Below are 24,859 nucleotides of genomic sequence, written 5' to 3' on the forward strand. Positions count from 1 at the left end.
CGCCTTGCCGTGCGTCAGCACTGCCTTCGGCGTCCCGCCTTGTCATCCGGCCGGATGCGGACCCGTATCAGGCCGGCGTGTAGGCCAGGCGCAGGTAGATCGGGGCGAAGGCCTCGGCCTGGGTGACTTCCACCAGCGCCTCCTTGGCCAGCTCCAGCAGCGCGACAAAGGTCACGACCAGCAGCGGCACGCCTTTTTCAGGCGTGAAGAGTTCATCGAAGGTGGTGAAGCGCCGGCCCTGGAGGCGCTTGAGCACGTGGCTCATGACCTCGCGCACCGAGAGCTCCTCGCGCGTGATCTGGTGGCGCTGCACCAGTTTGGCGCGGCGCAGGATGTCGGCCCAGGCCTCCTGCAGTTCGGCAATCGACACATCGGGAAAGCGCGGCTGCAGGCTTTGTTCGATGACCACCTGCGCCTTCAGGAAATCGCGCCCGGCCTGCGGCCATTCGCCGATCTGCTGCGCGGCCAGCTTGATCTTTTCGTATTCGAGCAGGCGGCGCACGAGTTCGGCGCGCGGGTCCTCGGGCTCCTGCCCGGGCTCGGGTGCCCGGGTGGGCAGCAGCATGCGCGACTTGATTTCGATCAGCATCGCCGCCATCAGCAGATATTCGGCGGCCAGCTCCAGGTTGCGACTGCGGATTTCGTCCACGTAGGCCAGGTACTGGCGCGTGACGCCGACCATGGGGATGTCCAGGATGTTGAAGTTCTGCTTGCGGATGAGGTAGAGCAGCAGATCCAGCGGCCCCTCGAAGGCTTCGAGGAAGACCTCCAGCGCGTCGGGCGGGATGTAGAGGTCCTGCGGCAGCTTGAAGAGCGGCTCGCCGTAGAGCCTGGCCAGTGCCACCTGGTCCACCACGGCGGGCAGGGCGGTGGGCTCGGGGTGCAGGGTCTTGCTATTCAAGGAGGAGCTGCTAGCGCTTGCTGCCATTGCGCTGGAGCCCTTTTTTCATGTGGGAATGGAGTCGCTGCCGTTCTGGTCGAACGAATAGTAGACATAGGCCTTCTGGTGCACGCGGCTGGCGCGCAGGTCCTGCCAGAGCGTGCGATCCACCTTCTTGTCCCAGAGCAACTCGCGGCCGTCGAACTGGCGCTTTTCCAGGCCGGGCTTTTGCTCGCGCAACTGCTGGATGAACTGGGTGGTGTCGGACTGGTAGTCGGGGCGGCGAATAAGATACATGGGGCAACCTTTATCAGCCACGGATTTTACCGGTACCACCATGCGTCCTCTGCTTCGCAAGGCTTCTGCCATCGCCACCTGCCTGCTGGGCTTCGCCCTGGCGGGGTGTGACATGAAAAACATCAGCGAGCTGCAACCCGGCACCTCGACCGAGGCCGACGTGCGCGCACGCTTCGGCGAGCCGGCGCGCATCTGGCCCGAGGCGGGCGGCGCCAGCACGTTTGAATACAACCGCCAGCCCGAAGGCCATGTGAACTACATGATCACCATCGCCGCGGACGGCACCATGACCGCGCTCACGCAGGTGCTCACGCCCGAACATTTCGCCCGCGTGCAGCCAGGCATGGACCAGCAGGCGGTGCGCCGCATGCTGGGCCAGCCGGCGCGCCAGGTGACCTATGACCAGAGCCGCGAGACCGACTGGGACTGGAAATGGCTGGACGGACCCACGCGCGCGATGTTTTTCACGGTCACCTTCGGCCCCGATGGCAAGGTGCGGCGCGCCGGCAGCCGCGAGGATGTGCCGCAGGGCGGGTGAAGCCTAGGGGCATCCCTAGGGCGCGATCTTGCGCTTGATCGCCTGCGCCACCGCAGGCGGCAGGCTGGGCAGGGCGCGCAGCATCCAGGGCAGCACGCGGCGCTTGGCGCCGGCGAGCGATTCGGGCACCAGCGCCTCGATCAGGTGTGGCCCCGGCTGCGCCTGGGCGTATTCAAACGCCTGACAGAAGTCCTCCGCCGTGCCGGCACGCACCGCATGCACGCCCATGCCCTGGGCGAGCTGGGCGAAGTTGAGCTGCGGGCCGTGCAGATCGAGCTGCGCGCGCGCCTTGGGCCCGCCACCGCGGCCGGCGCCCACGCGGTCGAGCTCGACGTTGAGCACCGAATAGCTGGCGTTGTTGAAGATGATGGCCGTCACGTTCAGGTTTTCCCGCGCCATGCTCCACAGCGCCTGGAGGGTGTACATGGCGGTGCCGTCGCCGATGAGCGCCACCACCGGGCGATCGGGGCAGGCCACGGCCGCGCCCACGGCGTTGGGCAGGCCCTGGCCGATGGCGCCGCCGGTCAGCGTGATGAGGTCGTGGCGCGGGCAGCCGGCCGTCATCACGCCCAGCATCAGGCCGGAGGTGATGGCCTCGTCGATCAGGATGGCGTTCTCGGGCAGCAGATGCGCCACCGCCTTGCAGACCTTGGGCGCGGTCAGCTTGCCCGTGGGGCGCACCGGGCGCAGGGCGGGCTGCAGCAGGGGCGCGGCACTGGCGGTGCCCAGCAGCTGCATCAGCTTGTGCAGGCTGGCCGCCGCATCCTGCGCGGGGCTGGCCAGCGTGTGCACCTGGCAGCCTTCGGGCACGAGGTCGCTCTTCCTGCCCGGGTAGGCGAAGAAGGAGACGGGTGATTTGGCATCGACCAGCACCAGGTGTTTGTAGGCCGCGAGCTGCACGCCGGCCAGTTCCGCCAGGTAGGCGATGCGCTCCACGTTCGGCAGCCCTGCGCCGCGCTCCATGCGCGTGGGAAAGCATTCGGCGATCAGTGCCGCGCCGGTCTGCGAGGCAATGCGGGCGGCCGGCAACAGCGCGTTTTCGCGCAGGGCGTGGCCACCCAGCAGCAGTGCGACTTTCTCGCCCGAACGCAGGAGCTCGGCGATGCGCGCCACGGTGGCGTCATCGGCGGCGGACGCTGTCGTGGGCGGCGCGGCGGCACACGGCACGCCGCCTTCGCCCCAGGAGACATCGGCGGGCAGGATCAGCGTGGCCACCTGCCCCGGCAGGCCGCGCGCGGCGGCGAGCGCCGCCAGCGCGTCCCGGGACAAATCCGCCGTGGATTGCGAGGTGCGCACAAAGCCGGGCGAGACATTGCGCGCCACGGTCTCGATGTCGGACTGCAGCTGCGCGTCGTACTTCACGTGGCTGGTGGCGTGGTCGCCCACGATGTTGAGCACCGGCACCTTGCCCTTGCGCGCGTTGTGCAGGTTGGCCAGGCCATTGCCCAGCCCGCAGCCCAGGTGCAGCAGCGTGGCGGCGGGCTTGCCCGCCATGCGCGCGTAGCCGTCGGCCGCGCCGGTGGCCACGCCCTCGAACAGCGCCAGCACGGCGCGCATGCGCGGCTCGCTGTCCAGCGCGGCGACGAAGTGCATCTCGCTGGTGCCGGGGTTGGTGAAGCAGACGTCAACGCCGGCATCGGCGAGGGTCTTGAGCAGGGCTTGGGCGCCGTTCATCGCAGTGTCTCCGGTTCGTCAAAGGGCATGAACTATGTTGTTGATAGCTGACGGCGCTTTCCAGCCAAGCGTTAGCACTTGTTTTGGTTCCATGAATTGCGTTCAAGATGCGCCGCGTGGATGTCCTGCACCCGCGTCACGCCCGTGAGCATCATGGTCACCTTGAGCTCCTGCTGCCAGTGCGCCAGCAGCCGGCGCACGCCGGCCTCGCCCTCGGCCGCCAGTGCCCAGACCCAGGGCCGGCCTATGAGCACGCCGCGCGCGCCCAGCGCCAGCGCCTTGAACACGTCCACGCCGCTGCGCACGCCGCCATCGACCAGCACCTCGGTCTTTTCGCCGACTGCCTGCGCAATCGCGGGCAGCGCGCTGGCCGTCGCCGGAGCAGAGTCGAGCTGGCGCCCGCCGTGGTTGGAGACGACGATGCCGTCCGCGCCCGCATCGACGGCGGCCTGCGCGTCCTCGGTGCAGAGGATGCCTTTGATCAGCAGCCGCCCCTTCCACTGCCCGCGCAGCCAGGCGATGTCCTGCCAGGTCACGCTGGGGTCGAACTGCGCATCCACCCAGGCGCGGAAGGCGCTCAGATCGCGCGCGCCGGGCACCTGCGAGGCCAGGTTGCCGAAGGTCAGCGGCTTGCCCGCAAGCGCCACGCGCCGCACCCAGCCGGGGCGCGCCAGCACCTGAAGCAGCCGGATCAGCCCCGGGCGCGTGCCGGTGGCCGTCACGCCGTGGCGCACGTCGCGCCAGCGCGGGCCAGTCACGGCCAGGTCCACGGTGAACACCAGCGTGCGGCAGCCGCTCTGCCAGGCGTCCTGCAGCAGCGCCTGCACCGCGCCGCGATCGCGCAGCATGTAGAGCTGAAACCAGAACGGCGACTGCGTGGCCGCCGCCACTTCCGCAAGCGGGCAGACGCCCACGGTGGAGAGCGTGAACGGCACGCCAAAGGCCTTGGCGGCGCGCGCCGCCTGCACCTCGCCGCGCGCGGCGGCCAGCCCCGCCAGCCCCACGGGCGCCAGCGCCAGCGGCAGCGCGCAGCTTTCCCCGGCGATGTGGGCCTGCGTGTTCGCGCCTTCGACGTTCACCATCACGCGCTGGCGCAGCCGCAGATCGGCAAAGGCCTGCGCGTTGGCGGCCAGCGTGCGCTCCTCGCCCGCGCCGCCGGCTATGTAGTCAAAGTAGAAATGCGGCAGGCGCTTGCGCGCGGCCTGCCGCCAGTCGGCGGCGGTGGCGGAATAGGCAAGACCCATGTCTAGGCTCCTTGGATGATGGAACGCGCCGCGGCCTGCGCGGTGAGGATGCAGCCGGGCAGAAACGTGCCTTCAAGGGATCGCTTGCCGCTGGCGCCCCCGCCGCCAAAACCTGCCGCCTCGCCCACGCAGTACAGGCCGGCGATGGGCGCGCCCCGCGCATCGAGCGCGCGGCTGTGCAGGTCGGTCTGCAGCCCGCCCAGGCTTTTGCGCGTGATGAGCTGGGTGTGGAGGGCGATGAAGGGGCCGCTGCCGGGCTTTTGCAGCGGCGCGGGCCGGCTGGTGCGCAGCTTGTCCGGGCCCCAGGCGCGCGCCTGCAGGATGCGGCGCACCTGTTCATCATCCTCGGGCCTGCCGTGGCTGAAATGGGCGTCAAAGCGGTCTGCCGTGGCCTGCAGCACGGCCGGGTCGATATCCAGCGAGGCGGTCAGCTGGTTCATCCGGTTCGCCAGCTCGCGCAGGGTATCGGCGACGAGAAAATGCGGGCTTTGGCGCTGCATCTGGCGCAGCAGCCGGTGGTTGCCCAGCAGGGTTTCCTTGAGAAACCACGGAAACTGCCGATCGCGGATGCGCTGGTTGTGCTCCGCGCCCGAGATCGCGAATTCCTTGGCCGCGATGCGCCAGTTCATCAGCTGCCAGGTCCAGGGCTTGGGCTGCGCGGCCACCTGCTGGCACAGCCAGTGGGTGTCAAAGCCGGTCACCAGCGGCTCGGGGCCGATGCGCCGGCCCGAGTGGTCCAGCCAGAGCGCGGACTTGGCCGGGATCAAGGACAGGCCGTGGCCCGGAAAATGCGGAAACGGGTGTGGAATGCCCGCGGCGTAGTTCCACATTTCGCCCGCATGCGTGATCCGCGCGCCCACGTGCCTGGCCGCCCAGTGGTGCATGCGCCCGTCGGCAAACGGGTGCGCGCCGTTGAGCATGGCGGCGGGCAGCGGGCGGTCCTTGGGCCAGTTGCGGCGCGCTTCCTCATGGCTGCCGTTGATGCCGCCCATGGCCAGCACCACGGCATCGGCCTGCAGGGGTACTTCAGCGCCGGTGTCTTCGTTGACCGCGATGGCGCCGGTGATGCGCCCGTTCTGCGTATCGAGCGCCGTCACGCGGTGGCGGTGCAGCCGCGCGAGCCGCCCCTGGTCGGCCGCCAGCAGCGCGGCGATGAGCGTGCGCGTCAGGTGGCGCGAAGTGCCCCAGACAATGTGGTAGCGCGGCACGCTGTTGCCATCGCCGTGGCGCCCGCGCTCCACCAGTTGCACCGCGGGCATGAACGTCAGGCCATGGGCCAGCAGCCAATCGTGCACCTGCGCGCGGCTGTGCTCCACGTAGTATTTGGCCCATTGCAGCGGCCAGTGCTCGTCGGGCGCCAGCTCGCCAAAGCGCAGCCAGTCGGCCAGCGCGATTTCCGGGCTGTCCTTGATTTTGGCGCGCGCCTGCAAGGGCGTTCCCACCAGCGCCATGCCGCCAAAGGCCCAGAGCGCGAGGCCGCCAAAGCGTTCGGGCGTGTCGCGGTCGATCAAGGTGACGCGCTTGCCCGCGCGCAGCAACTCCAGCGCGCTGACGATGCCCGCCAGGCCGCCGCCAATGACCAAAACCTCAGCCTGTGTTGCTGTCACGCTGCCGTCCCTTGAATGTATGGATGGGTCCTGTGAAGTTTGTACTGATTGTGGGAGCGGCTCCCGCAACTTGAGATTTCACCAGACCGCTTCCAGGTTGGAGCTTGTGGCGGCAAGCATGCCAGAAGCCGCCAAAAAACACAGGTCTGGCCTTGTCACCGGCGGGACGCGCCATCAGGCGGGTTGTTCGCTCTGAGCCGGCTCGCTGGTGCGGTCCCACACCAGATGGCGGAAATCAAAGCCGGTGGCGATTTTCGGTTTGATGATCTCGAAGTAGGGCGACACATCGAAGTCGCGCGGAGTGAACAGCGAATGGTCGCGGATGTGCAGCACCTCGGCGGTACAGGCCGGACAGACGGCGGTGGGCTCGGGCCGGTGTTCGATGATGGGCAGTATGGGGTAGTCGATGGCCTGGAAGGCCTCGGCGATCAGCGTGGAGCAGATGGCGCGCGTCGGCGCGCCGCTGCCCAGCGCGATCATGCGGCGGCGAAAGCGCACCGGTATGGGCGGCGTGGGCAGCAGGTAGCGCGCCAGGTCGATCACGTTGCGCAGGTCGTAGGCCTCGCCGATGCGGGCGATGGCAAACGCCACCAGCGCCTGGCGCTCGGCCTCGCTCAGGCCAACGGCGCGGCAGATGCGCGTGGGCACCTGGGTGTATTCGTCAATCGCCAGGCTGCGCACGCCTGCGTTCAGATCGGCCTCGACCAGGCAATGGCCGGCGTGGTCGGTGCCGGCAAACGGCGCGCCGCCCACGTACAGCGCGGCGTGCGACCAGGTGGATTGCGTCAGGTATTTGATGGCGGTGCTGATGCGCGTGTCGCCATCGACCAGCAGCACGTCGCCGGGCTGCAGCAGCGCCCTGAGCTGCGCGCCCGAGGTGGTGGAGAGCGCGTCATGGCGCGGGCTGCGCCGGGCCAGGTAATGCGCCAGCCAGCGTCCCAGATGCCCGAGCACGCTGTTCATGGCGCCACCTCATGCTCCGCGGGCCCGGCTGTTCTCAGGCCGCCCGGAAGAAACCTTCGGCCAGCGTGCGCTCCAGCGTGCGCTCGACGATGCGGTCGCAGCGTTCGCCGTCAAACGAGAACGCATCGCCCAGGGTCACGTCGATCTCGCTCGCCAGGCCCTCGCGCAGCAGCCCGCGCGCGCGAAAGAACCGCGTGCGCACCGTCGCTTCGGGGATCTGCAGCGCGTGGGCGACTTCCTCCACGCTCATTTCCTGCACGGCGCGCAGCATGAACACGGTGCGGTAGGCATCGGGCAGGCGGTCGATGCGGTTTTCCAGCAGCTTGCGGATTTCTTCGCGCATGGCGGCTCCTTCGGGTTGCTCATTGGCGTCGGCAATGAAATGGGACTGTACGTCGGCGTCGGGGATCAGCATCGCGGCGTCCAGCGGAATGACCTCGCCATGTCTGCGGCGCAGGCGCCCCAGCGCCTCGTTGGCGACGACGCGCACCAGCCAGGTGGAGAGCCTGGCGTCGGCGCGGAAGGTGGCCAGCGCTTTCCAGGCGCGCAGGTAACCGTCCTGCAGCGCCTCTTCGGCCTCGGCGTCGTTCTTCAGGATGCTGCGCGCGGTGCGGAACAGCAGCTGGTTGTAGCGCCGCATGATGGAGATGAAGGCCTGCTTCTCGCCGGCCAGCGCCATTTTCACGAGCTGCACATCGCCGATGGGACCCAGCGTGTCCTTGAGTTGCATTGCCGCGAATGCCATTTCCCGCTCCTTCAATAACCGTAGAACTCTTCGCTGCGCACGTCGTCTTCGTCGTAGCCGGCCTCGGCCAGCATGTTGCGCATGGCCTCCACCATGCCGGGCGGGCCGCAGAGGTAGAAGATGGGCGCTGGCAGATGGGCCGTGGCGCGCTTGACGTAGTCGGCATCGATGACGCCGGTTTCACCATTCCAGCTCTGGCTGGACTTGGCCATGTCGGTCATCGTCGCCACCAGCTTGAAATGCGGGTTGGTTTTTTCCATCTGCTGCAACTCGGCGAGAAAGGCGGTGTCCTCCGGACGGCGGTTGGAATACAGCAGCGCCAGCGGCTGCGGCGATTGGCGGTGCGCGGCATCGCGCAGCATGCTCATGAACGGCGTGATGCCGATTCCGCCGGCGATCAGCACGCCCGCGCGCTCCACCTTCTTGTGCAGCGTGAGCGAGCCGAACGGCCCGTCGATCTCCAGCACGCCGCCGATCGGGATGCTGCCCAGCGCCTTCTTGAACTTGCTGTCGCGCATGCGCGTGGTCACCACCAGTTCGTCCTCGTGCGGCGCGCTGACGATGGAAAACGCATGGCGCCCATCGCCGGTGTTGCGCGCCTCGCCCGCGTCGGCCAGGATCACGTCAATGGCCTGGCCGGGCCGAAATTCAAACCCCTGGGGTTTTTCCAGATGAAAGGCGATCGTGCCGTTGGCGGCTTCGGTCTTGGCCTTGAGGTGGACGGTTTGTGTTGTCATGGCGTGTCTTTTTGGAATGGTTCTGCCGGTTTAGATGCATCTTGAGCGCCGGATATTCCCGCCGCCGCAATGCTCCAAGGGGAGGTTCGCACTTTAGAGACAATCATGGCATCCATGCAAGCCCCTGCTCCCGCCCCCACCATTCGTCCACCTTCGCCCCTGCGGCTGGGCTGGCGTGCGCTCTGGCGCGATCTGCGCGCGGGCGAATTGCGCCTGCTGATGCTGGCGGTGCTGCTGGCGGTGGCGGCGCTCAGCGCGGTGGGCTTTCTGGCCGACCGGCTGCAGGGCGGCCTGCAGCGCGACGCGGTGCAGCTGCTGGGGGGTGATGTGGTGATCGCCAGCGACCAGGCCACGCCCGAAGCCTTTGTGGATCAAGCCCGCGCTCTCGGCCTCGCGGGCGTGGGCACGCTGTCCTTCCCCACCATGGCGCGCGCGGACGATGCGCGGGGCGGCGCCAGCCGCCTGGTGGCGCTCAAGGGCGTGGCGCCTGGCTACCCCCTGCGCGGGCAGGTGCAAACGGCGGCAGCGCCCGATCAGCCCGGTGCGGCGACGCAGGGCATCCCCGCGCCGGGCCAGGTCTGGGTGGATGCGCCACTGCTGGGGGCGCTGGGCTTGAAGGTGGGCGATGCCCTCTGGCTGGGCGATGCCGAACTGGCCATCGCCCGCGTCATCACGCTGGAGCCCGACCGCGGCAGCGGCTTCATGGGCTTTGCGCCGCGCGTGCTGATGAATGTGGCCGATCTGCCCGCCACGGCGCTGGTGCAGCCCGCCAGCCGCATCACCTGGCGCTTCGCGGTGGCGGGCCAGGGCGACGCCGTGGCGCGCTACACCGCCTGGGCGCAGCAGCAGGCCCAGGCGCCGGGCGTGCGCGGCGTGCGGGTGGAATCGCTGGAAAGCGGCCGGCCCGAAATGCGCCAGACGCTGGACCGCGCCCAGCAGTTTCTGAACCTCGTCGCCCTGCTGGCGGCGCTGCTGGCCGCCGTGGCGGTGGCGCTGGTGGCGCGCGCGTTTGCCGCGCGGCATCTGGATGGCGCGGCGCTGTTGCGCGTGCTGGGCCAGGCGCAGCGCGGCATTGCCGCGGCCTACCTGGTGGAATTCGCGCTGGTGGGCCTGTTCGCCAGTCTGCTGGGCGTGCTGCTGGGCTGGGTCGTGCACTGGGTCTTCGTCTGGCTGCTGGCGGGGCTGGTGCCCGCGGGCCTGCCTGCCGCCAGCGCCTGGCCCGCGCTGCTGGGGCTGGGCGTGGGCCTTACCCTGCTGGCGGCGTTTGGCCTGCCGCCGGTGCTGCAGCTGGCGCGCGTGCCGCCGCTGCGCGTCATCCGGCGCGATCTGGGCGGCATCAAGCCCGCGTCCGCGGCGGTGCTGTTGCTGGGCATGGCGGGCTTTGCCGCGCTGCTGCTCATCGTCAGCCGTGATTGGCGCCTGGGCCTGATCGCCGTCGGCGGCTTTGCCGTGGCGGTGCTGCTGTTTGCGCTGCTGGCATGGCTGGCGGTGTGGGTATTGCGCAAAAGCGTGCGGGAATCGCGCGCCCCGGGCTGGCTGGTGCTGGCCACGCGCCAGATCGCCGCGCGCCCGGCCTACGCGGTGGTGCAGGTCAGCAGCCTGGCGGTGGGTCTGCTGGCGCTGGTGCTGCTGGTGCTGCTGCGCACCGATCTGATCGCCAGCTGGCGCCAGGCCACGCCCGCCAATGCGCCCGACCGCTTCGTCATCAACATCCAGCCGGACCAGGCCGAGGACTTTCGCGCGCTGCTGGCCAGCGTGGGCGTAGAGCACTACGACTGGTACCCGATGTTCCGCGGCCGGCTGGTGGCGGTGAACGGCAAGCCGGTGAGCGCCGCCGATTACCCGGATGACCGCGCGCAGGGTCTGGTGGAGCGCGAATTCAACCTCTCGCACAGCCTGGATGCGCCCGCGCACAACAGCATCACCGCCGGGCGCTGGACACCGGGCGAGGCGGATGCGGTGAGCGTGGAAGAAGGTCTGGCCAAGACCCTGGGCCTGAAGATGGGTGACACACTCACCTTCGACATCGCCGGCATGCAGAGCCAGGCGCGCATCACCAGCCTGCGCAAGGTGGACTGGAGCTCGATGCGCGCCAACTTCTTCGTGCTCTACCCGCTGGCCGAGATGCCCGAGGTGCCCATCACCTACCTGGCCGCCTACCGCGCGCCGGACCAGCCGGGTTTTGACAACGCACTGGTGCGGCAATTTCCCAACGTCACCAATGTGGACTTGAGCGCCACGCTGGCGCAGGTGCAGGGCGTGCTGGCGCAGGTGATAGGCGCGGTGCAGTTCCTCTTTGCCTTCACGCTGGCGGCGGGCCTGATCGTGCTGTTTGCGGCGGTGACGGCCACGCGCGAGGAGCGCGCGCGCGAATTCGCCGTGATGCGCGCGCTGGGCGCCTCGGGGCGGCTGCTGCGCCAGGTGCAGCGGGCCGAGCTGGCGGGCGTGGGCCTGCTGGCGGGCCTGCTCGCCAGCAGCGTGGCGCTGGTGGTGGGCGCGCTGCTGGCGCTCTACGTGTTTGATTTCACCTGGACGGCCCCCCTGTGGATCCCGCTGGCGGGCAGCATCGCCGGTGCGCTGCTGGCGCTGGCGGCCGGCTGGTGGGGCCTGCGCGAGGTGCTGCGCCGCCCGGTGGTGCAGACCCTGCGGGAGGCGGCGCAGTGAGATTTTTGGAATATTTGCTATCTACAAGAGAGCTGGTGGCGCTTGATGGGTAAGCGTTAGAGCCATTTTTCGATGACAAAATGATCGTCTGGCTGGCACCAGATAGGACGCAATGACGGGGGTTGTATGAACGAGAGCGGCAGTGCGCCCGACTGGGCCGATGCCCCCGCAGGCTGGAACTGGCTTGCGCAGGATGCCGATGGGCGCTGGTTCTGGTACCGCACCGAGCCGCAGCTGAACTGGTCGGGCGGCGTGTGGCGGTCGAACTCGCGCAACCAGCAACCGGCGGGCGAGGGCGTGGCCAATCCGGATTGGGACACCACCATGCAGCGCCGCCCAGGTACGGAGGAGTGAAACCATGGCGCAGACGCAATCCTGGTTTTTCTGGGCGCTGCTGTCGGCGGGCTTTGCGGCGCTGACGGCGATCTTCGCCAAGGTGGGGGTGACGGGCATCAACTCGGATCTGGCCACCTGGGTGCGCACCGTGGTGGTGCTGGTGGTGCTCACCGGCTTCGTGCTGGCGACGGGGCAGTGGAGCAACCCGCTGGCCTTGCCGGGCAGGAGCATGGTGTTCCTGGTGCTTTCGGCACTGGCCACGGGGGCCTCGTGGGTCTGCTACTTCCGTGCGCTGCAGATCGGCGACGCCTCGCAGGTGGCGCCGGTGGACAAGTTCAGCGTGGTGCTGGTGACGCTGTTTGCCGTGGCCTTCCTGGGCGAGCGCCCCGGCCTGCGCGATTGGCTGGGGATTGGGCTGGTGGCGGGCGGCGTACTGGTGTTGTCGCTGAAAAGATAGCTTCCAGCGCAGGGTGGGTGCGTGTTGTAGCCACTTTTCATTCAAAGTTACTTTTGAACGGCACGATGCCCCCGGCATGTCGTAGCATGGCTCTGCCCGCCGCCTTGCGGCCTGGGGCACTTCAACCACCCTTCAAAGGAGACACACCATGGCCAAACTCGTGGTTCTGTATGGCAAGCCCAAGGACCCGGCAGCGTTCCGGGACTACTACATGCACAAGCACGTCCCCATCGTCAAGCAGATTGCGGGCATTCAGGCGTTCACCATCAGCGAGGGGCCGGTCAACACGCCCCAGGGGCCGGCGAGCTACCACATGGTGGCGACGCTCACCGCCGAATCGCTGCCGGCGCTGATGCAGGGCCTGGGCTCGCCCGAAGGCCAGCGCGCCGCGCAGGACGTGCCCAACTTCGCCGATGGCGGGGCCGAGCTGCTCATTTTTGACGAGCAGCGCATTATTTGAATCACCGCGCAGGCGTCTTCAAGCGCCAGGCGCTGCGGCGTCTTGCCGTGATCGGCGCAGCCCAGGTTGCATACGAAGTTGGTCTTCACCTGCGTGCCGGTCCGGGACGCCGCGTCGATTTTCCCTTGACCAGGCCGCCCATCGGACCGCAGTCAAGGCCCAGCGCACGCGCCGCCGTCCCGCAGTTCCCGGTAGGCACCGTGCCAGTACAGCAGCGGCGCCCGCTGGCCGGGGCTGGGCGCGATCGCGCATACGCGCGCCAGCACCAGTACCTGACCATGGCGCGGGATCATTTCCTCGACTGCGCAGCCCAGGCCGACCACTGCGCTGGCCAGTACCTGCGCGCCGGGATCCAGCTCCAGCCAGTCGGAACCCGCAAAACGCGCTGACCCCGCCACACCGGTGAAGCCGGAAAAGCGCTGGGCCACGGCTTCGTCCTCCGGTGCCAGCAGGCTGATGCCCAGCGGGCTGCCCACGCGCAGCGCCTGCGCGGTGGAACTCTGCTGCGCCAGGCTCAACGCGAGCACCGGCGGCGCGGCGCTGAAGGAGCTGACCGAGCTGGCGACGCAGCCCGTGGGGCCTTTTTCGCCATCGGCGGTGAGCACGCAGACCGAACCGGCGAAGTGGCGCATCGCGAGGCGAAAGCCTGCGGCATCGGCCAGCATGGGCAGGCCCAGCGCGGCCAGGGTGTCCGGGGAGACGCGTTGCAACATGGCGCCCTCTCAGCGGATACCGCGCGCCGACAGAATGGGCAGCACGGTGTCGCGGAAGTACGGGAATTCCTTGACGTAATCCAGGAACGAGAGCGTGGTGCCGCGAAAGCCCACGTGGTGCAGCTGGGTGATGCCGTCGGCCACCTGTTCGGGCGTGCCCACCAGCGGAAAGCCGCCGTGGCCCGTGGCCATGCGCTCGCGGATCAGCGCCAGCAGATCGTGCGGGAAGCTCTGCGCATGGGCGAACTGCAGCTTCACCAGGTTGTCCACCGCGCCCCAGTCGGCGTTGTCCAGCTGGCGCTGGAGCTCGGCCTTGGCCTCGGCCTCGGTCGGGCGGCAGACGACATGCGAGAAGGTCAGCACACCGACCTTGCGCCCCTTCGAGGCGGCCTGCTCCTTGAGCTACGCAATTTCGTCCCTGGAGCGCGCCAGGTCGATCGCCGGCGTGAACAGGAAATCGACATTGCTGGTGGCGAAGTCGCGCCCCTGGCCCGAGCCCGCCGCGTTGACGATGGGCGGCGCGCTCACTGGGTGCGGCCAGCCGTAGCTGCGCGTGGTGTTCCAGTACTTTCCCTTCCAGTCAAAGGGCTGCTCGGACGTCCAGAGCTTGCGCACGAAGTCGAACCACTCCTGCGCGTAGCCGTAGCGGGTTTCGTGGTCGTCGGGCAGGGTCAGGCCCAGCGCGTCGTATTCCGGCTTGTTCCAGCCGGCGACGATGTTCAGGCCGATGCGCCCGCCGCTCGCCTCGGAGAGCGTGGCGATCTGCTTGGCCAGCACCACCGGGTGGTTGGCCACGGTGTGCATGGTGGCAAAGGCGGTGATGCGCCTGGTGTGCGCGAGGATGGTGGCGGCCCAGGTCATGGTCTCCAGCACCGTGCCGTGAAAGTCCGTCTCGCCGCCGTAGCCGATCCAGCGCGCGATCGGCAGCATGAAGTCGATGCCGGCGTCGTCCAGCAATTTCGCCAGTTGGATGTTGTTCTCCATCGTCGCCTGCCAGCGATCGGGCAGCCTGGAGACCGTCATGCCGCCGGAGCAGTTGGACGAGAAGGTGGCCAGCAGGAATTTGTCGTGCTGGAAGAAGGGGTGCTGCTGTACAGGCTGCGACATACGCGGGCTCCTGGGGTCATTGCGGGTTGCCACCCGCGGGTTGGGGGAATCTGTTGCTATGCTTTGCGCGAGGGGCTGGCCGTGCAGCCCGATGCAGGGGATAGACCATGACCACAGCGCAAACCGATGCCAGCGACCGCGGCGATGACCATTTCTGGCATCTGGCGCGCGGCGGCACCGGGGTGGCGGTGACGGATGTGGAATTTGCGCTGATGCGCACGGCCGAATCGTTTGCCCGCTGGCAGAGCGAATGCCTGGCGGCGGTCACCGGCGCGCAGCTGTCGGGCAGCGAGAACACCTTGCTGCACGTGATCTGCATGCATGAGCAGCCCAAGACGGTGCGCGAGCTGATGCAGATGACCAACCGCGGCGATCTGCCCAACATCCAGTACGCATTGCGCAAGCTGATGCAGCTGGGCTTCGTCACCAAGAGCGGCAGCGCGCGCAAAGGGGTGTTCTACGCCGGTACGGCCGAGGGCATGCGGGTCTGCGACGATTACGCCCGGCTGCGCGAAAAGCTGCTGCTCAAGGGGACGGAAGGCGTGCCTGGCTTTCTGGCCGGGGCCGGCGGATTGCGTGACCAGCTGGAAGCATTGGAACGCGTCTACGAATCCATCACGCGGGAGGTGACGACCTTCCACCGCCGGTCTCTGGGGGCGTCCGCGAAGGGCGGTGCAGGCGAACATGATTGAATTTCAAATAAAAAATCAATTTGAAATTCAATTGTTATTTCGATAAAAAAATTCCGCCATCAGGATAAACCCTGATAGGCCTCAATAATTGAACCTTGAAGTTGTTCAGCGGGCCAGCCAGCGCCACAGTGCGACGCCCGCTATCAACGCCGCCAGCGCCCACAGCAGCACGATGAACGCCGCGGCCATCAGGCTGCGCGGCTTGCGCCACAGCGCCTCGGCCTTGCGGCGCGAGGCCTGCAGCACCTCGGGCGGCAGCCAGCGCATGATCAGCCAGAGGCCCAGCGGGACCAGGATCAGGTCGTCGAGCCAGCCCAGGACGGGGATGAAGTCCGGAATCAGATCGATCGGGCTGAGCGCATAGGCCGCGACCAGCAGCGCCAGCCAGCGCAGGGCGCGCGGCGTGCGCGGGTCGCGCGCGGCGAAGTAGACGGCCACCACTTCAAGCCGCAGACGCCGCGCCCACAGCTTGAGTGCCGCCAGACGGCCGAGCCAGCCCATCACCGCCCGCCCGGCTGCAGCAGCACCACCAATGCGCCGGCGCCGCCTTCGGCTGCGCGCGCCTGCACGAAGGCCAGCACCTCGCGTTTCTGCACCAGCCAGGCCTGCACCCGCCCCTTGAGCACCGGTGTTTTGCCGGGCGAGCCCAGACCCTTGCCATGGATGACGCGAACGCAGCGCAGCCCGGTGCGGTGCGCCAGGCGGATGAACTGCGCCAGCGCCTCGCGCGCCTCGTCGCGGCGCAGGCCGTGCAGGTCGAGCTGGCGCTGGATGCTCCAGTGGCCCGCGCGCAGCCTGCGCGTCACGTCCAGGCCGATGCCGGGGCGGCGAAAGCTCAGCTGGTCATCCACATCCAGCAGCGTGCTCACGTCGAATTCGTCGCTGAGCGACTCGGCCAGCACCTGCCGCTCGTCGCGCAGGCGCTGCACCGGGTGGGGCGCGGGCTGCGGCGGCGCGCTCCAGTGGCGCTCCACCTGCCTGAGCGGCAGCACGGCCCCTACGGTGCTCTCGAACAGATGCTGCTCGGCCCAGGCCCGCTCGCGCGCCTCGCGCTCGGCCGTGAGGCGCGCCAGCTCCTGCTCGTGCAGGGCGCGCAAGCGGCGGCGCAGCAGCGCCAGTTCGGCGAATGACCGTGCGGCCGGTTCCCTCATGGCGCGCTCGCGGGGCAGCGGCCCGCGCCTCCGGGGGGCTCCAGATAGCGTGCGGCGATGAACTGCGTGGCTTCGGCCGGGTTGAAGTTGTTGTCGGCCACGAACAGCAGCACGCAGCCGCCATCGGGCAGGCGCGGGCCCCAGGTCATGCCTTCGATGTTGTCGAGGGGAATGCCGAGCGCCGCCAGGTCGCCGATCAACTGCTTGGACGCGGTCCGGTGGTTGGCGGGTGTCAAGGCATCCAGCGTCTGCGTGTCGCTGCCCGCGCGCGTATCGATGCGGTACAGCCGTGCGCCAAAACCCCGACCTGCGCTGTAGGAGCGCTCCAGCACCAGCAGATGGTGCGCGTCCTCCATCAGGATTTCGCTCACGCCGTTGATCTGCGGGCCGGGCAGCATGCGGCGGTAAGGCACCGGTTCCGGCTGGTAGGCGATCTGGCGCAGCACCGTGCCGCTCGCGAGATCGATGTGCGTGATGCGTACCGGCGCGCCGCCGTCGTCGGGCGTGGCCTGTTCGCCGTCCTGCTTGAGCGGCAGCTCCATCGAAAGCCATGCGCTGTCCCCGTCCGGCGCCAGTGCAAGGCCTTCCAGCGTGCCGTTGCCGCGCGGCCCGCGATCGCCTTTTCGCGGTTCCATGCTGGACGGCAGCGCAATGCTGCGAATGAAGGCGCCCTCCAGCGCGTTCTCGCGCAGCTGCGGGCCAAAGCCGCGCGCGAAATCGCCTTCGCTGGTCCACAGGAATTGCGTGCCGCCGGGCAGCCAGCGCACGGCCTCGGCGTCTGGGCGGTCCATGCCGGCGCCAGGGCGCCACCAGGGCGCGAAGGGTTTCCCGCTGGCGTGGCGTGGGTGGTGGACGCCGGTGAATTGCGGTGCCTGCAGGTGGCTTGCGTCGTAGCGGATGCGCGCGGTGTAGACCCGCGCCGGGCCGTCGTTGCCGCGGTCGTCGCTGATCAAGAGGTATTCATCGCGCTCGGCGCTGTAGGCTATGCCGGAGAGGCCGCCGACGGTGGTGCCGCCGAATTCGGTGGCGGTGGGCAAATCCACGCTGCCTATCAGGCGCAGCCACGGCGCCTGCGCAGGTTGCGGCGCGGGCGGCGTGAGCGGCAGCGTGCAGCCGCTCAGCAGCAGGATCAGGGCGGCCCAGGCGCGCATGGGTCAAATCAGTCCGCGCTCGGCCATCGAGAGCGATGCGCCCGGCGCCACGATGATGTGGTCCAGCACGCGCACGTCGATCAGCGCCAGCGCGCTTTTGAGCGTCTGCGTCAGCATCTCGTCGGCGCGGCTGGGCTCCACGCTGCCGCTGGGGTGGTTGTGCGCCAGCACCACCGCCACCGCCTGGTGGTGCAGCGCGCGCAGCACCACTTCGCGCGGGTAGACGGCGGTCTGCGTGAGCGTGCCCCTGAAGAGTTCTTCCAGCGCGATCAGGCGGTGCTGGCTGTCGAGCAGCAGCAGCGCGAAGACCTCGTGCGGCTGCGCGCCCAGGTGCAGTTGCAGGTACTCGCGCAGCGCCTGCGGCGTGTCGAAGACGGCGCGCTGGCGCAGTTGCTGCGCCAGCGCCCGGCGCGCGAGTTCGAGCACCGCCAGCAGTTCGGCGCGCTTGGCCGGGCCCAGGCCCTTGATGCGCTTCAAGTCGTCGCGTTGGGCGTTCAGCAGCCCGGCGATGCCGCCAAAGCCGCCTGTGGGTGCGCCCTTGTCGTCCCGCACGGGGGCGGCCAGCAGCTCGTGCGCCAGTTGCAGCACGCCCTTGCCCTGGATGCCGGTGCGCAGCAGCAGCGCCAGCAGCTCGGCGTCCGAGAGCGCGGCGGGGCCGCGCGCCAGCAGCTTTTCGCGCGGCTGGCTCTCGGGCGGCAGGTCTTTGAGCGGCATGTCGGTAGGGGTTTGCCCCAGCTTTCTAGAATAGGGCAGTTTATCCAGAGCGCCTTCCATGACCGAACCCGCCGCCACCGCCGCCACCGCCCAGGTGGCGCAGGGCTCTTTTCTGACCCTGCACTACCGCCTGGCGGGCCCGGCAGGGGATGTGATCAACACCTTCGAGAGCAAGCCGGCTACCCTCTCGGTGGGCTCCGGGCAGCTTTCGCCCGCGCTGGAGGCGCGCCTGATCGGCTTGCCCGAGGGCGCGCGCAGCACCTTTGAGCTGCCCGCGGGCGAGGCCTTTGGCGAGCGCAATCCGCAGATGCAGCAATGGGTGGCGAAAAAGCTCCTCGATCAGATGGGCGATCCGCAGGATGAATACCACGTCGGCGAGGTGGTGGAATTCGCCACGCCCGACGGCCTGGGCACCTACGCCGGCGCCGTCATGCAGGTGCGGGGCGATGGCGCGCTGTGCATGGATTTCAACCACCCGCTTGCGGGCCAACCCGTCACCTTCGAGGTGCAGATCATCGGGGTGCTATGACAGTGAATTTACCCAAGGAAGTCGTCCTGGCGCAGCCGCGCGGGTTCTGCGCGGGCGTGGACCGGGCGATAGAGATCGTCGAGCGCGCGCTGGTCAAGTTCGGCGCGCCGATCTACGTGCGCCACGAGATCGTGCACAACACCTATGTGGTGAACGACCTGAAGGCCAAGGGTGCGATCTTCGTCGAAGAGTTGGAAGGCATTCCCAAGGGCTCGGTGGTGATCTTCTCGGCCCATGGCGTAAGCCGTGCGCTGCAGCAAGAGGCCGTCGCGCGGGGCCTCAGGGTGTACGACGCCACCTGCCCGCTGGTCACCAAGGTGCATGTGGAGGTGGCCAAGCTGGCCCGGGAAGGCTACGAATTCATCATGATCGGCCACGCCGGCCATCCCGAGGTGGAAGGCACGATGGGGCAGCTGCATGACGGCATCTATCTGGTGCAGGAGCTGGCCGACGTGGACAAGATCACGCCGCGCCAGACCGAGAAGCTGGCGCTGGTGACGCAGACCACGCTCTCCGTCGATGATGCGCGCGAGATCACCACCGCCATCCGCGCGCGCTTTCCGGCGGTGCGCGAGCCCAAGCAGCAGGATATCTGCTATGCCACGCAGAACCGCCAGGATGCGGTGAAGATGCTCACGCGGCGGGTAGAGATGGTTATCGTCGTCGGCAGCCAGACCAGTTCCAACAGCAACCGCCTGCTGGAGCTGGCCCAGCGCATGGGCACGCCCGCGCACATGGTGGATGGCGCGCACGAGCTGCAGCCCCAATGGTTTGAAGGCGTGAACACCGTGGGCCTGACGGCGGGCGCGTCCGCGCCGGAAGTGCTGGTGCAGGAGGTGATCGCGCGCATCCACGAGATCAGCGGCGTGGCCGTGCGCACCATGGACGGCGTGACGGAGGACATGCGCTTTCCGCTGCCCAAGGGACTCAAGCTGGACGGCGACGAGCCGCCCGAGCGCTCGGCCCTGCACGTGCGCGGGCAGGCGAGCACTACTCTATAAAAAGATAGCTGCAGACGCTTGTGTATAGTGCGCAAACGACACTTTTTTGATGGAAAAATGGTGTCGCTCCAACTGAAAGCACAATCAGGGCTGTCCTTCGCGCCCTGGTCCCATGGTTGAAATTGCGATTCTTTTTGCACTGATCCTGCTCAACGGGGTCTTCGCCATGTCCGAGCTGGCGCTGGTTTCCGCGCGCAAGGCGCGGTTGCAGAAGCTGATCGATGAAGGCGACGCCGGCGCGATGGCGGCCGCCAAGCTGGGCGAAAACCCCACGCGCTTTCTCTCCACCATCCAGATCGGCATCACCTCGATTGGCGTGCTCAACGGCATCGTCGGCGAGACGGCGCTGGCGCAGCCGCTGTCGGCGCTGCTGGTGGAAGCCGGCATGCAGACCAAGACGGCCGACTATGTGGCGCTGGGTGTGGCGGTGGTGGTCATCACCTACTTTTCCATCGTCATCGGCGAGCTGGTGCCCAAGCGCCTGGGCCAGAGCTTCCCCGAGACGATCGCGCGCGCCGTTGCCCGCCCCATCAACGGCTTGGCGCGTGCGACGCGGCCCTTCGTGCGGCTGCTCACGGTGTCCACCGAAGCGCTGCTGCGCCTGCTGGGCGTGCACGCCAAGCGCGAGGTGGTGACCGAGGACGAGATCCACGCGATGCTGGCCGAGGGCACCAGCGCCGGCGTGATCGAGCGCCATGAGCACCAGATGGTGCGCAACGTCTTTCGGCTCGATGAGCGCCAGATCGGCTCGCTGATGGTGCCACGTTCGGATGTGGTGTTTCTGGACGTGCAGGCGCCGTTCGAGCACAACCTGGCGTGCATAGAGCGATCCAGCCACGCGCATTTCCCGGTGGTGCGCGGCGGCATGGAAAACATCCTGGGCGTGGTGCGGGCGCGCCAATGGCTTGCGCGCGTGCTGCGTGACGCGGATGCCAAGGCGCTCGACGGCGATCTGCTGCAGCCGCCGCTGTACGTGCCGGAAACCATCAACGGCATGGAGCTGCTGCACGACTTTCGCCGTTCGGATATCCACATGGCCTTCGTGGTGGATGAATACGGCGAGGTGCAGGGCATCGTCACGCTGCAGGACCTGATCGAGGCGATTACCGGAGAGTTCCAGACCGCGGATGTGGAGGATGCCTGGGCCGTGCAGCGGGACGATGGCTCGTGGCTGCTCGATGGGCACATCCCCGTGCCCGAGCTCAAGGACTGCCTGGGCCTGGCCAGCGTGCCCGAGGAAGACAAGGGCCGCTACCAGACGCTCAGCGGCATGCTGATGCTGCTGACCGGCAAACTGCCGAGCGAGACCGACGTGGTGCAGTGGGAAGGCTGGCGCCTGGAGATCGTCGATATGGACGGCAAGACGATAGACAAGGTACTGGCCACGCGGATGGAGCCTGAAGGCGTGAGGCGTGAGGCGTGAGGTGTGAGGCTGCTGGCCGCTCGCAAAACGCTCAACGCCCAACTTCTACCGGTAGCGCTGCTCCAGCGTATCCCACGCGGGCTTGCCCACCAGCCGCTGGCGCTCGGCGAACGGCGTGACCAGGCCGCCCGATTCCCGCACTTCCCGCTCGTCGCGCAGCACCGTCAGCGCCTTCTGCATGCCCATCACCGCGCCTTGTAGCGCGGCGTTGGCGTACAGCACCAGGCCGAAGCCCAGCCCCGCCAGTTGGTCGGCGTTGAAGATCGGCGTTTTGCCGCCGATCACCATGTTCATGAGCTGGGGCTTTTGCAGCCGCTGCGGCAGCGCGCGCACTTCCTCGGCCTTGGTTACGGCTTCGACGAACAGGATGTCCGCGCCCGCCTCGGCAAACTTCTGTGCGCGCTCCACCGCCGCCTCGAAGCCGTGCGTGGCGGCGGCGTCGGTGCGCGCCATGATGAGGAAATCGGGGTCGCGCCGCGCATCGACGGCGGCCTTGATCTTGCTCACGGCCTCTTCGGTGCTGATGACTTCCTTGCCGCTGAAGTGCCCGCAGCGCTTGGGCGCCACCTGGTCTTCGAGCTGGATGCAGTCGGCGCCTGCGCGCTCCAGTGTGCGCACGGTGTGATAAACGTTGAGCGCGTTGCCGAAGCCCGTGTCGGCATCGACCAGCAGCGGCAGGCTCACCGCGTCGCGGATGCGCGCCGCGTGGTCGGCGATCTCGGCCAGGCCCATGAAGCCCTGGTCGGGCATGCCGAACCACATGTTGGTCACGCCCGCGCCGGTGACGTAGATGGCCTCGAAGCCCAGGTCTTCGATGACCTTGGCCGAGAGCGCGTTGAACGCGCCGGGCACGATGGCGCCGCGCCGGGCCTCGACCAGAGCCTTGAGTTGCTGTTTGGTGTTCATGGTGTCAGATGACGTACAGATCGACGTACTCGTGCACCGGCATTGCTGCCAGGGTCTTGGTGTCGAGCGAGACGGCGAGGATCGCGTCCTGCTGCTTCTTCGGGAAGCGCCGCGCCAGGTTGGTGCGGAACTTGGCCTCCAGCAGCGGGATGCCCTCGGCGCGGCGGCGCTTGTGGCCGATGGGGTATTCCACCGCCACCTCGGGGAGCGTGCTGCCGTCCTTGAACGTCACGGTCAGCGCGTTGGCGATGCTGCGCTTGTCGGGGTCGTGGTAGTCGCGGGTGTACCGCGGGTCTTCCACGCAGGTGATGCGCGCGCGCAAGGCGTCGATGCGCGGGTCCGCCGCCACGCTGTCTTCGTAGTCGGCGGCCGTCAGGTTGCCCTTGATCAGCGGCACGGCCACCATGTACTGGATGCAGTGGTCGCGGTCGGCCGGGTTGTTGAGCGGCCCCTGCTTGTCGATGATGCGGATGCAGGCTTCGTGCGTGCGGATGGTGATTTTTTCGATGTCCTCCACGCTCTTGCCTGCGTCCTTCAGTTGCTTGTGCAGCGTGACGGCGGCCTCGACGGCGGTCTGGCTGTGGAATTCGGCCGGGAAGCTGATCTTGAACAGCACGTTCTCGCTCACGTAGCTGCCATAGGTGCGCTGAAACTTGAACGGCTGGCCCTTGAACAGCACGTCGTAAAAGCCCCAGGTCTTGGCGGTGAGCGCGCTCGGGTAGCCCATCTCGCCGGTCTGCGCGATCAGCGCCAGGCGCACGGCGCGGCTGGTGGCGTCGCCCGCCGCCCAGCTCTTGCGGCTGCCGGCGTTGGGCGCGTGGCGGTAGGTGCGCAGGCTCTGGCCGTCCACCCAGGCCAGCGACACGGCGGCCAGCGTTTCGTCGCGCGTGAGGCCCAGCATCTGGCTGACCACGGCGGTGGACGCCACCTTGACCAGCAGCACGTGGTCCAGCCCCACCTTGTTGAAGGAATTTTCCAGCGCGATCACGCCCTGGATCTCGTGCGCCTTCACGATGCCGCGCAGCACTTCGATCATGGTCAGCGGCTTCTTGCCCGCGGCCACGGCGGTGCGGCTCAGCCAGTCGGCCACGGCCAGGATGCCGCCCAGGTTGTCGCTGGGGTGGCCCCACTCGGCGGCCAGCCAGGTGTCGTTGAAGTCCAGCCAGCGGATGAGCGCGCCGATGTTGAACGCCGCCTGCACCGGGTCGAGCTGGAACTGCGTGCCCGGCACCTTGGCGCCGTGCGGCACCACCGTGCCCTTGACCACCGGGCCGAGCAGCTTGCAGGCGGCCGGGTATTCCAGCGCCTCCAGCCCGCAGCCGAGCGTATCGATGAGGATGTTGCGCGCGGTCTCGATGGCGAGCTCGGATTTGATTTCGTAGTTCAGCGCGTAGTCGGCGATGTCCTGGATGACGGGGTCGTAGTCGGGGCGGACGTTGGAGATGGGTGAAGACATGGAAATGCTCTGGTTGAAATGAAAAATTCGGCGGTTTTTACTCCCTCCCCCTCTGGGGGAGGGCAGGGGTGGGGGCCTGCGGCGCAAGTGGGGTAGCGAGCGCTGCAAGCCCCCATCCCAGCCTTCCCCCAAAGGGGGAAGGAGCAGCTTCAGGCGCGCTGGTCGATGGGTACGAAGCGTTGATCCTCCGGCCCGGTGTAGTGTGCGCTGGGGCGGATGATCTTGTTGTCGATGCGCTGCTCGATCACGTGCGCAGCCCAGCCGCTGGTGCGCGCGATCACGAATAGCGGCGTGAACATGGCCGTGGGCACGCCCATCATGTGGTAGCTGACGGCGCTGAACCAGTCGAGGTTGGGGAACATCTTCTTGACTTCCCACATCACGGATTCGAGCCGCTCGGCGATGTCGAACATCTTGGTCGATCCGGCCTCTTCGGAAAGCTGTTTCGCCACGCCCTTGATGATGACGTTGCGCGGGTCGCTCACGGTGTAGACCGGGTGGCCGAAGCCGATCACCACTTGCCTGGCTTCCACGCGGCGGCGGATGTCGGCCTCGGCCTCGTCGGGCGAGTCGTAGCGCTTCTGGATCTCGAACGCCGCCTCGTTCGCCCCGCCGTGCTTGGGCCCGCGCAGCGCGCCGATGGCGCCAGCGATGCTCGAATACATGTCGCTGCCCGTACCGGCGATCACGCGCGCGGTGAAGGTGCTGGCATTGAATTCGTGCTCGGCGTACAGGTTGAGCGAGGTGTGCATGGCGCGCACCCAGGCGTCGCTGGGCTTGACGCCGTGCAGCAGGTGCAGGAAGTGGCCGCCGATGGAGTCGTCATCCGTCTCCACCTCCACGCGGCGGCCCGAGTTGCTGAAGTGGTACCAGTACAGCAGCATGCTACCCAGGCTGGCCATCAGCCGGTCCGCGATATCGCGCGCGCCGGGCAGGTTGTGGTCGTCCTTCTCGGGCAGCGCGCAGCCCAGGGCCGAGACACCGGTGCGCATCACGTCCATCGGGTGGCTGGCGGCGGGCAGCTGCTCCAGCGCCGCCTTCACGCTGCCGGGCAGGCCGCGCAGGGCCTTGAGCTTGGCCTTGTAGGCCTTCAGCTCGGCGCGCGTGGGCAGCTTGCCGTGCACCAGCAGGTGGGCGATCTCCTCGAACTCGCAGACTTCGGCGATGTCCAGGATGTCGTAGCCGCGGTAGTGCAGGTCGTTGCCGGTGCGGCCCACGGTGCATAGGGCGGTGTTGCCGGCGGTGATGCCGGAGAGGGCGACGGATTTCTTCGCCTTGGGAGGGGTTGCGGTAGCAGTGGTCATGCGGCTTCCTGGTTCAGGTACGAACGGTCGATGGCGTTAGCCCAGCGAAACGGTGAAATCGGCTGTGCGCTGGGACTGCAACGGGTGCAGGGCAAGGCGCGCACCGCAGC

Annotated in this window: 25 protein-coding genes and 1 pseudogene; 9 read left to right on the plus strand and 17 right to left on the minus strand. The window is 68.1% G+C overall.

Annotation, left to right across the window (positions count from 1 at the left end; genetic code table 11):
• Positions 1–67: 67 nt before the first annotated feature.
• The gene (locus K320_RS0111905) at positions 68–928 is read right to left on the minus strand and encodes a segregation and condensation protein A (protein ID WP_024539066.1); all 861 of its coding nucleotides are present in this window, start codon (positions 926–928) and stop codon (positions 68–70) included.
• Between the two features lie 18 nt (positions 929–946).
• Positions 947–1,177: a DUF3460 family protein gene (locus K320_RS0111910; protein WP_024539067.1), complete on the minus strand. Its 231-nt coding sequence runs from the start codon at positions 1,175–1,177 to the stop codon at positions 947–949.
• Between the two features lie 40 nt (positions 1,178–1,217).
• Between K320_RS0111910 and K320_RS0111915 the strand changes: the two genes are divergently transcribed.
• Positions 1,218–1,715 (plus strand): hypothetical protein, encoded by a 498-nt coding sequence (locus K320_RS0111915; protein ID WP_024539068.1) that lies wholly within the window; start codon positions 1,218–1,220, stop codon positions 1,713–1,715.
• A gap of 15 nt (positions 1,716–1,730) precedes the next feature.
• Here the strand turns inward: K320_RS0111915 and K320_RS0111920 are convergent, their stop codons facing one another.
• From K320_RS0111920 to K320_RS0111945, 6 genes are all read right to left on the minus strand, one after another.
• A complete protein-coding gene (locus K320_RS0111920) occupies positions 1,731–3,389 on the minus strand; it encodes an acetolactate synthase large subunit (protein ID WP_024539069.1) in 1,659 nt (552 codons plus the stop codon).
• A gap of 71 nt (positions 3,390–3,460) precedes the next feature.
• Positions 3,461–4,633, minus strand: coding sequence for an L-lactate dehydrogenase (locus K320_RS0111925; RefSeq protein ID WP_024539070.1), 1,173 nt, complete (start codon positions 4,631–4,633; stop codon positions 3,461–3,463).
• Positions 4,634–4,635: 2 nt separating this feature from the next.
• Complete coding sequence (locus K320_RS0111930) at positions 4,636–6,240, minus strand: FAD-dependent oxidoreductase (RefSeq protein WP_024539071.1); 1,605 nt, start codon at positions 6,238–6,240, stop codon at positions 4,636–4,638.
• Between the two features lie 174 nt (positions 6,241–6,414).
• Positions 6,415–7,203: a YiiX/YebB-like N1pC/P60 family cysteine hydrolase gene (locus K320_RS0111935; protein ID WP_024539072.1), complete on the minus strand. Its 789-nt coding sequence runs from the start codon at positions 7,201–7,203 to the stop codon at positions 6,415–6,417.
• A gap of 34 nt (positions 7,204–7,237) precedes the next feature.
• Entirely contained in the window at positions 7,238–7,948 is a 711-nt protein-coding gene (locus tag K320_RS0111940; RefSeq protein WP_024539073.1) for an RNA polymerase sigma factor, read from the minus strand.
• An 11-nt stretch (positions 7,949–7,959) separates the two neighbouring features.
• On the minus strand, positions 7,960–8,685 hold the full coding sequence (locus tag K320_RS0111945; RefSeq protein ID WP_024539074.1) for a ferredoxin--NADP reductase: 726 nt from the start codon (positions 8,683–8,685) through the stop codon (positions 7,960–7,962).
• 114 nt (positions 8,686–8,799) lie between these two features.
• On the opposite strand from K320_RS0111945, the gene K320_RS0111950 reads away from it, so the two are divergent.
• The 4 genes from K320_RS0111950 to K320_RS0111965 all read left to right on the plus strand — a co-directional run bounded on the left by K320_RS0111950 (position 8,800) and on the right by K320_RS0111965 (position 12,602).
• Positions 8,800–11,349, plus strand: coding sequence for an ABC transporter permease (locus K320_RS0111950; protein ID WP_156913974.1), 2,550 nt, complete (start codon positions 8,800–8,802; stop codon positions 11,347–11,349).
• Between the two features lie 126 nt (positions 11,350–11,475).
• Positions 11,476–11,703: a hypothetical protein gene (locus K320_RS0111955; protein WP_024539076.1), complete on the plus strand. Its 228-nt coding sequence runs from the start codon at positions 11,476–11,478 to the stop codon at positions 11,701–11,703.
• 4 nt (positions 11,704–11,707) lie between these two features.
• Positions 11,708–12,142, plus strand: coding sequence for an EamA family transporter (locus tag K320_RS0111960; RefSeq protein ID WP_024539077.1), 435 nt, complete (start codon positions 11,708–11,710; stop codon positions 12,140–12,142).
• A 148-nt stretch (positions 12,143–12,290) separates the two neighbouring features.
• Positions 12,291–12,602: an EthD family reductase gene (locus K320_RS0111965; RefSeq protein WP_024539078.1), complete on the plus strand. Its 312-nt coding sequence runs from the start codon at positions 12,291–12,293 to the stop codon at positions 12,600–12,602.
• A 152-nt stretch (positions 12,603–12,754) separates the two neighbouring features.
• On the opposite strand, the gene K320_RS0111970 is transcribed toward K320_RS0111965, so the two are convergent.
• Together K320_RS0111970 and K320_RS18160 are read right to left on the minus strand one after the other, a co-directional pair.
• Entirely contained in the window at positions 12,755–13,315 is a 561-nt protein-coding gene (locus tag K320_RS0111970) for a flavin reductase family protein (RefSeq protein WP_024539079.1), read from the minus strand.
• 9 nt (positions 13,316–13,324) lie between these two features.
• Positions 13,325–14,422 (minus strand): annotated as a pseudogene (locus K320_RS18160) (LLM class flavin-dependent oxidoreductase).
• A 107-nt stretch (positions 14,423–14,529) separates the two neighbouring features.
• On the opposite strand from K320_RS18160, the gene K320_RS18405 reads away from it, so the two are divergent.
• Positions 14,530–15,114: a helix-turn-helix domain-containing protein gene (locus K320_RS18405; RefSeq protein WP_024539080.1), complete on the plus strand. Its 585-nt coding sequence runs from the start codon at positions 14,530–14,532 to the stop codon at positions 15,112–15,114.
• A gap of 105 nt (positions 15,115–15,219) precedes the next feature.
• On the opposite strand, the gene K320_RS0111985 is transcribed toward K320_RS18405, so the two are convergent.
• From K320_RS0111985 to radC, 4 genes are read right to left on the minus strand one after another with little or no spacing between them, the layout of a single operon-like run.
• Positions 15,220–15,615 (minus strand): YkvA family protein, encoded by a 396-nt coding sequence (locus tag K320_RS0111985; protein WP_024539081.1) that lies wholly within the window; start codon positions 15,613–15,615, stop codon positions 15,220–15,222.
• Entirely contained in the window at positions 15,615–16,265 is a 651-nt protein-coding gene (locus K320_RS0111990; protein WP_024539082.1) for a Smr/MutS family protein, read from the minus strand. Before K320_RS0111990 ends, K320_RS0111985 begins: the two co-directional genes overlap by 1 nt.
• Positions 16,262–17,416, minus strand: coding sequence for an esterase-like activity of phytase family protein (locus tag K320_RS0111995; RefSeq protein WP_024539083.1), 1,155 nt, complete (start codon positions 17,414–17,416; stop codon positions 16,262–16,264). Before K320_RS0111995 ends, K320_RS0111990 begins: the two co-directional genes overlap by 4 nt.
• A 3-nt stretch (positions 17,417–17,419) precedes the next feature.
• On the minus strand, positions 17,420–18,130 hold the full coding sequence (radC, locus tag K320_RS0112000) for a RadC family protein (RefSeq protein ID WP_024539084.1): 711 nt from the start codon (positions 18,128–18,130) through the stop codon (positions 17,420–17,422).
• A gap of 58 nt (positions 18,131–18,188) precedes the next feature.
• On the opposite strand from radC, the gene K320_RS0112005 reads away from it, so the two are divergent.
• From K320_RS0112005 to K320_RS0112015, 3 genes are all read left to right on the plus strand, one after another.
• Positions 18,189–18,659, plus strand: a complete 471-nt coding sequence (locus K320_RS0112005) for an FKBP-type peptidyl-prolyl cis-trans isomerase (protein WP_024539085.1) — start codon at positions 18,189–18,191, stop codon at positions 18,657–18,659.
• Positions 18,656–19,660, plus strand: a complete 1,005-nt coding sequence (ispH, locus tag K320_RS0112010) for a 4-hydroxy-3-methylbut-2-enyl diphosphate reductase (RefSeq protein ID WP_024539086.1) — start codon at positions 18,656–18,658, stop codon at positions 19,658–19,660. The genes K320_RS0112005 and ispH overlap by 4 nt, the downstream gene beginning before the upstream one ends.
• Before the next feature lie 112 nt (positions 19,661–19,772).
• Positions 19,773–21,083: a hemolysin family protein gene (locus K320_RS0112015; protein WP_024539087.1), complete on the plus strand. Its 1,311-nt coding sequence runs from the start codon at positions 19,773–19,775 to the stop codon at positions 21,081–21,083.
• Between the two features lie 45 nt (positions 21,084–21,128).
• Here K320_RS0112015 and K320_RS0112020 read toward each other — a convergent pair whose 3' ends face one another.
• From K320_RS0112020 to prpC, 3 genes are all read right to left on the minus strand, one after another.
• Positions 21,129–21,989, minus strand: coding sequence for an isocitrate lyase/PEP mutase family protein (locus K320_RS0112020; protein ID WP_024539088.1), 861 nt, complete (start codon positions 21,987–21,989; stop codon positions 21,129–21,131).
• Between the two features lie 4 nt (positions 21,990–21,993).
• Positions 21,994–23,445, minus strand: a complete 1,452-nt coding sequence (locus tag K320_RS0112025) for a bifunctional 2-methylcitrate dehydratase/aconitate hydratase (RefSeq protein ID WP_024539089.1) — start codon at positions 23,443–23,445, stop codon at positions 21,994–21,996.
• A 149-nt stretch (positions 23,446–23,594) separates the two neighbouring features.
• Positions 23,595–24,749, minus strand: coding sequence for a bifunctional 2-methylcitrate synthase/citrate synthase (gene prpC / locus K320_RS0112030; RefSeq protein WP_024539090.1), 1,155 nt, complete (start codon positions 24,747–24,749; stop codon positions 23,595–23,597).
• Between the last annotated feature and the right edge of the window lie 110 nt (positions 24,750–24,859).

Origin of the sequence: Comamonas badia DSM 17552 (assembly GCF_000484635.1) — a bacterium.
Classification (GTDB): Bacteria; Pseudomonadota; Gammaproteobacteria; order Burkholderiales; family Burkholderiaceae_C; genus Comamonas_C; species Comamonas_C badia.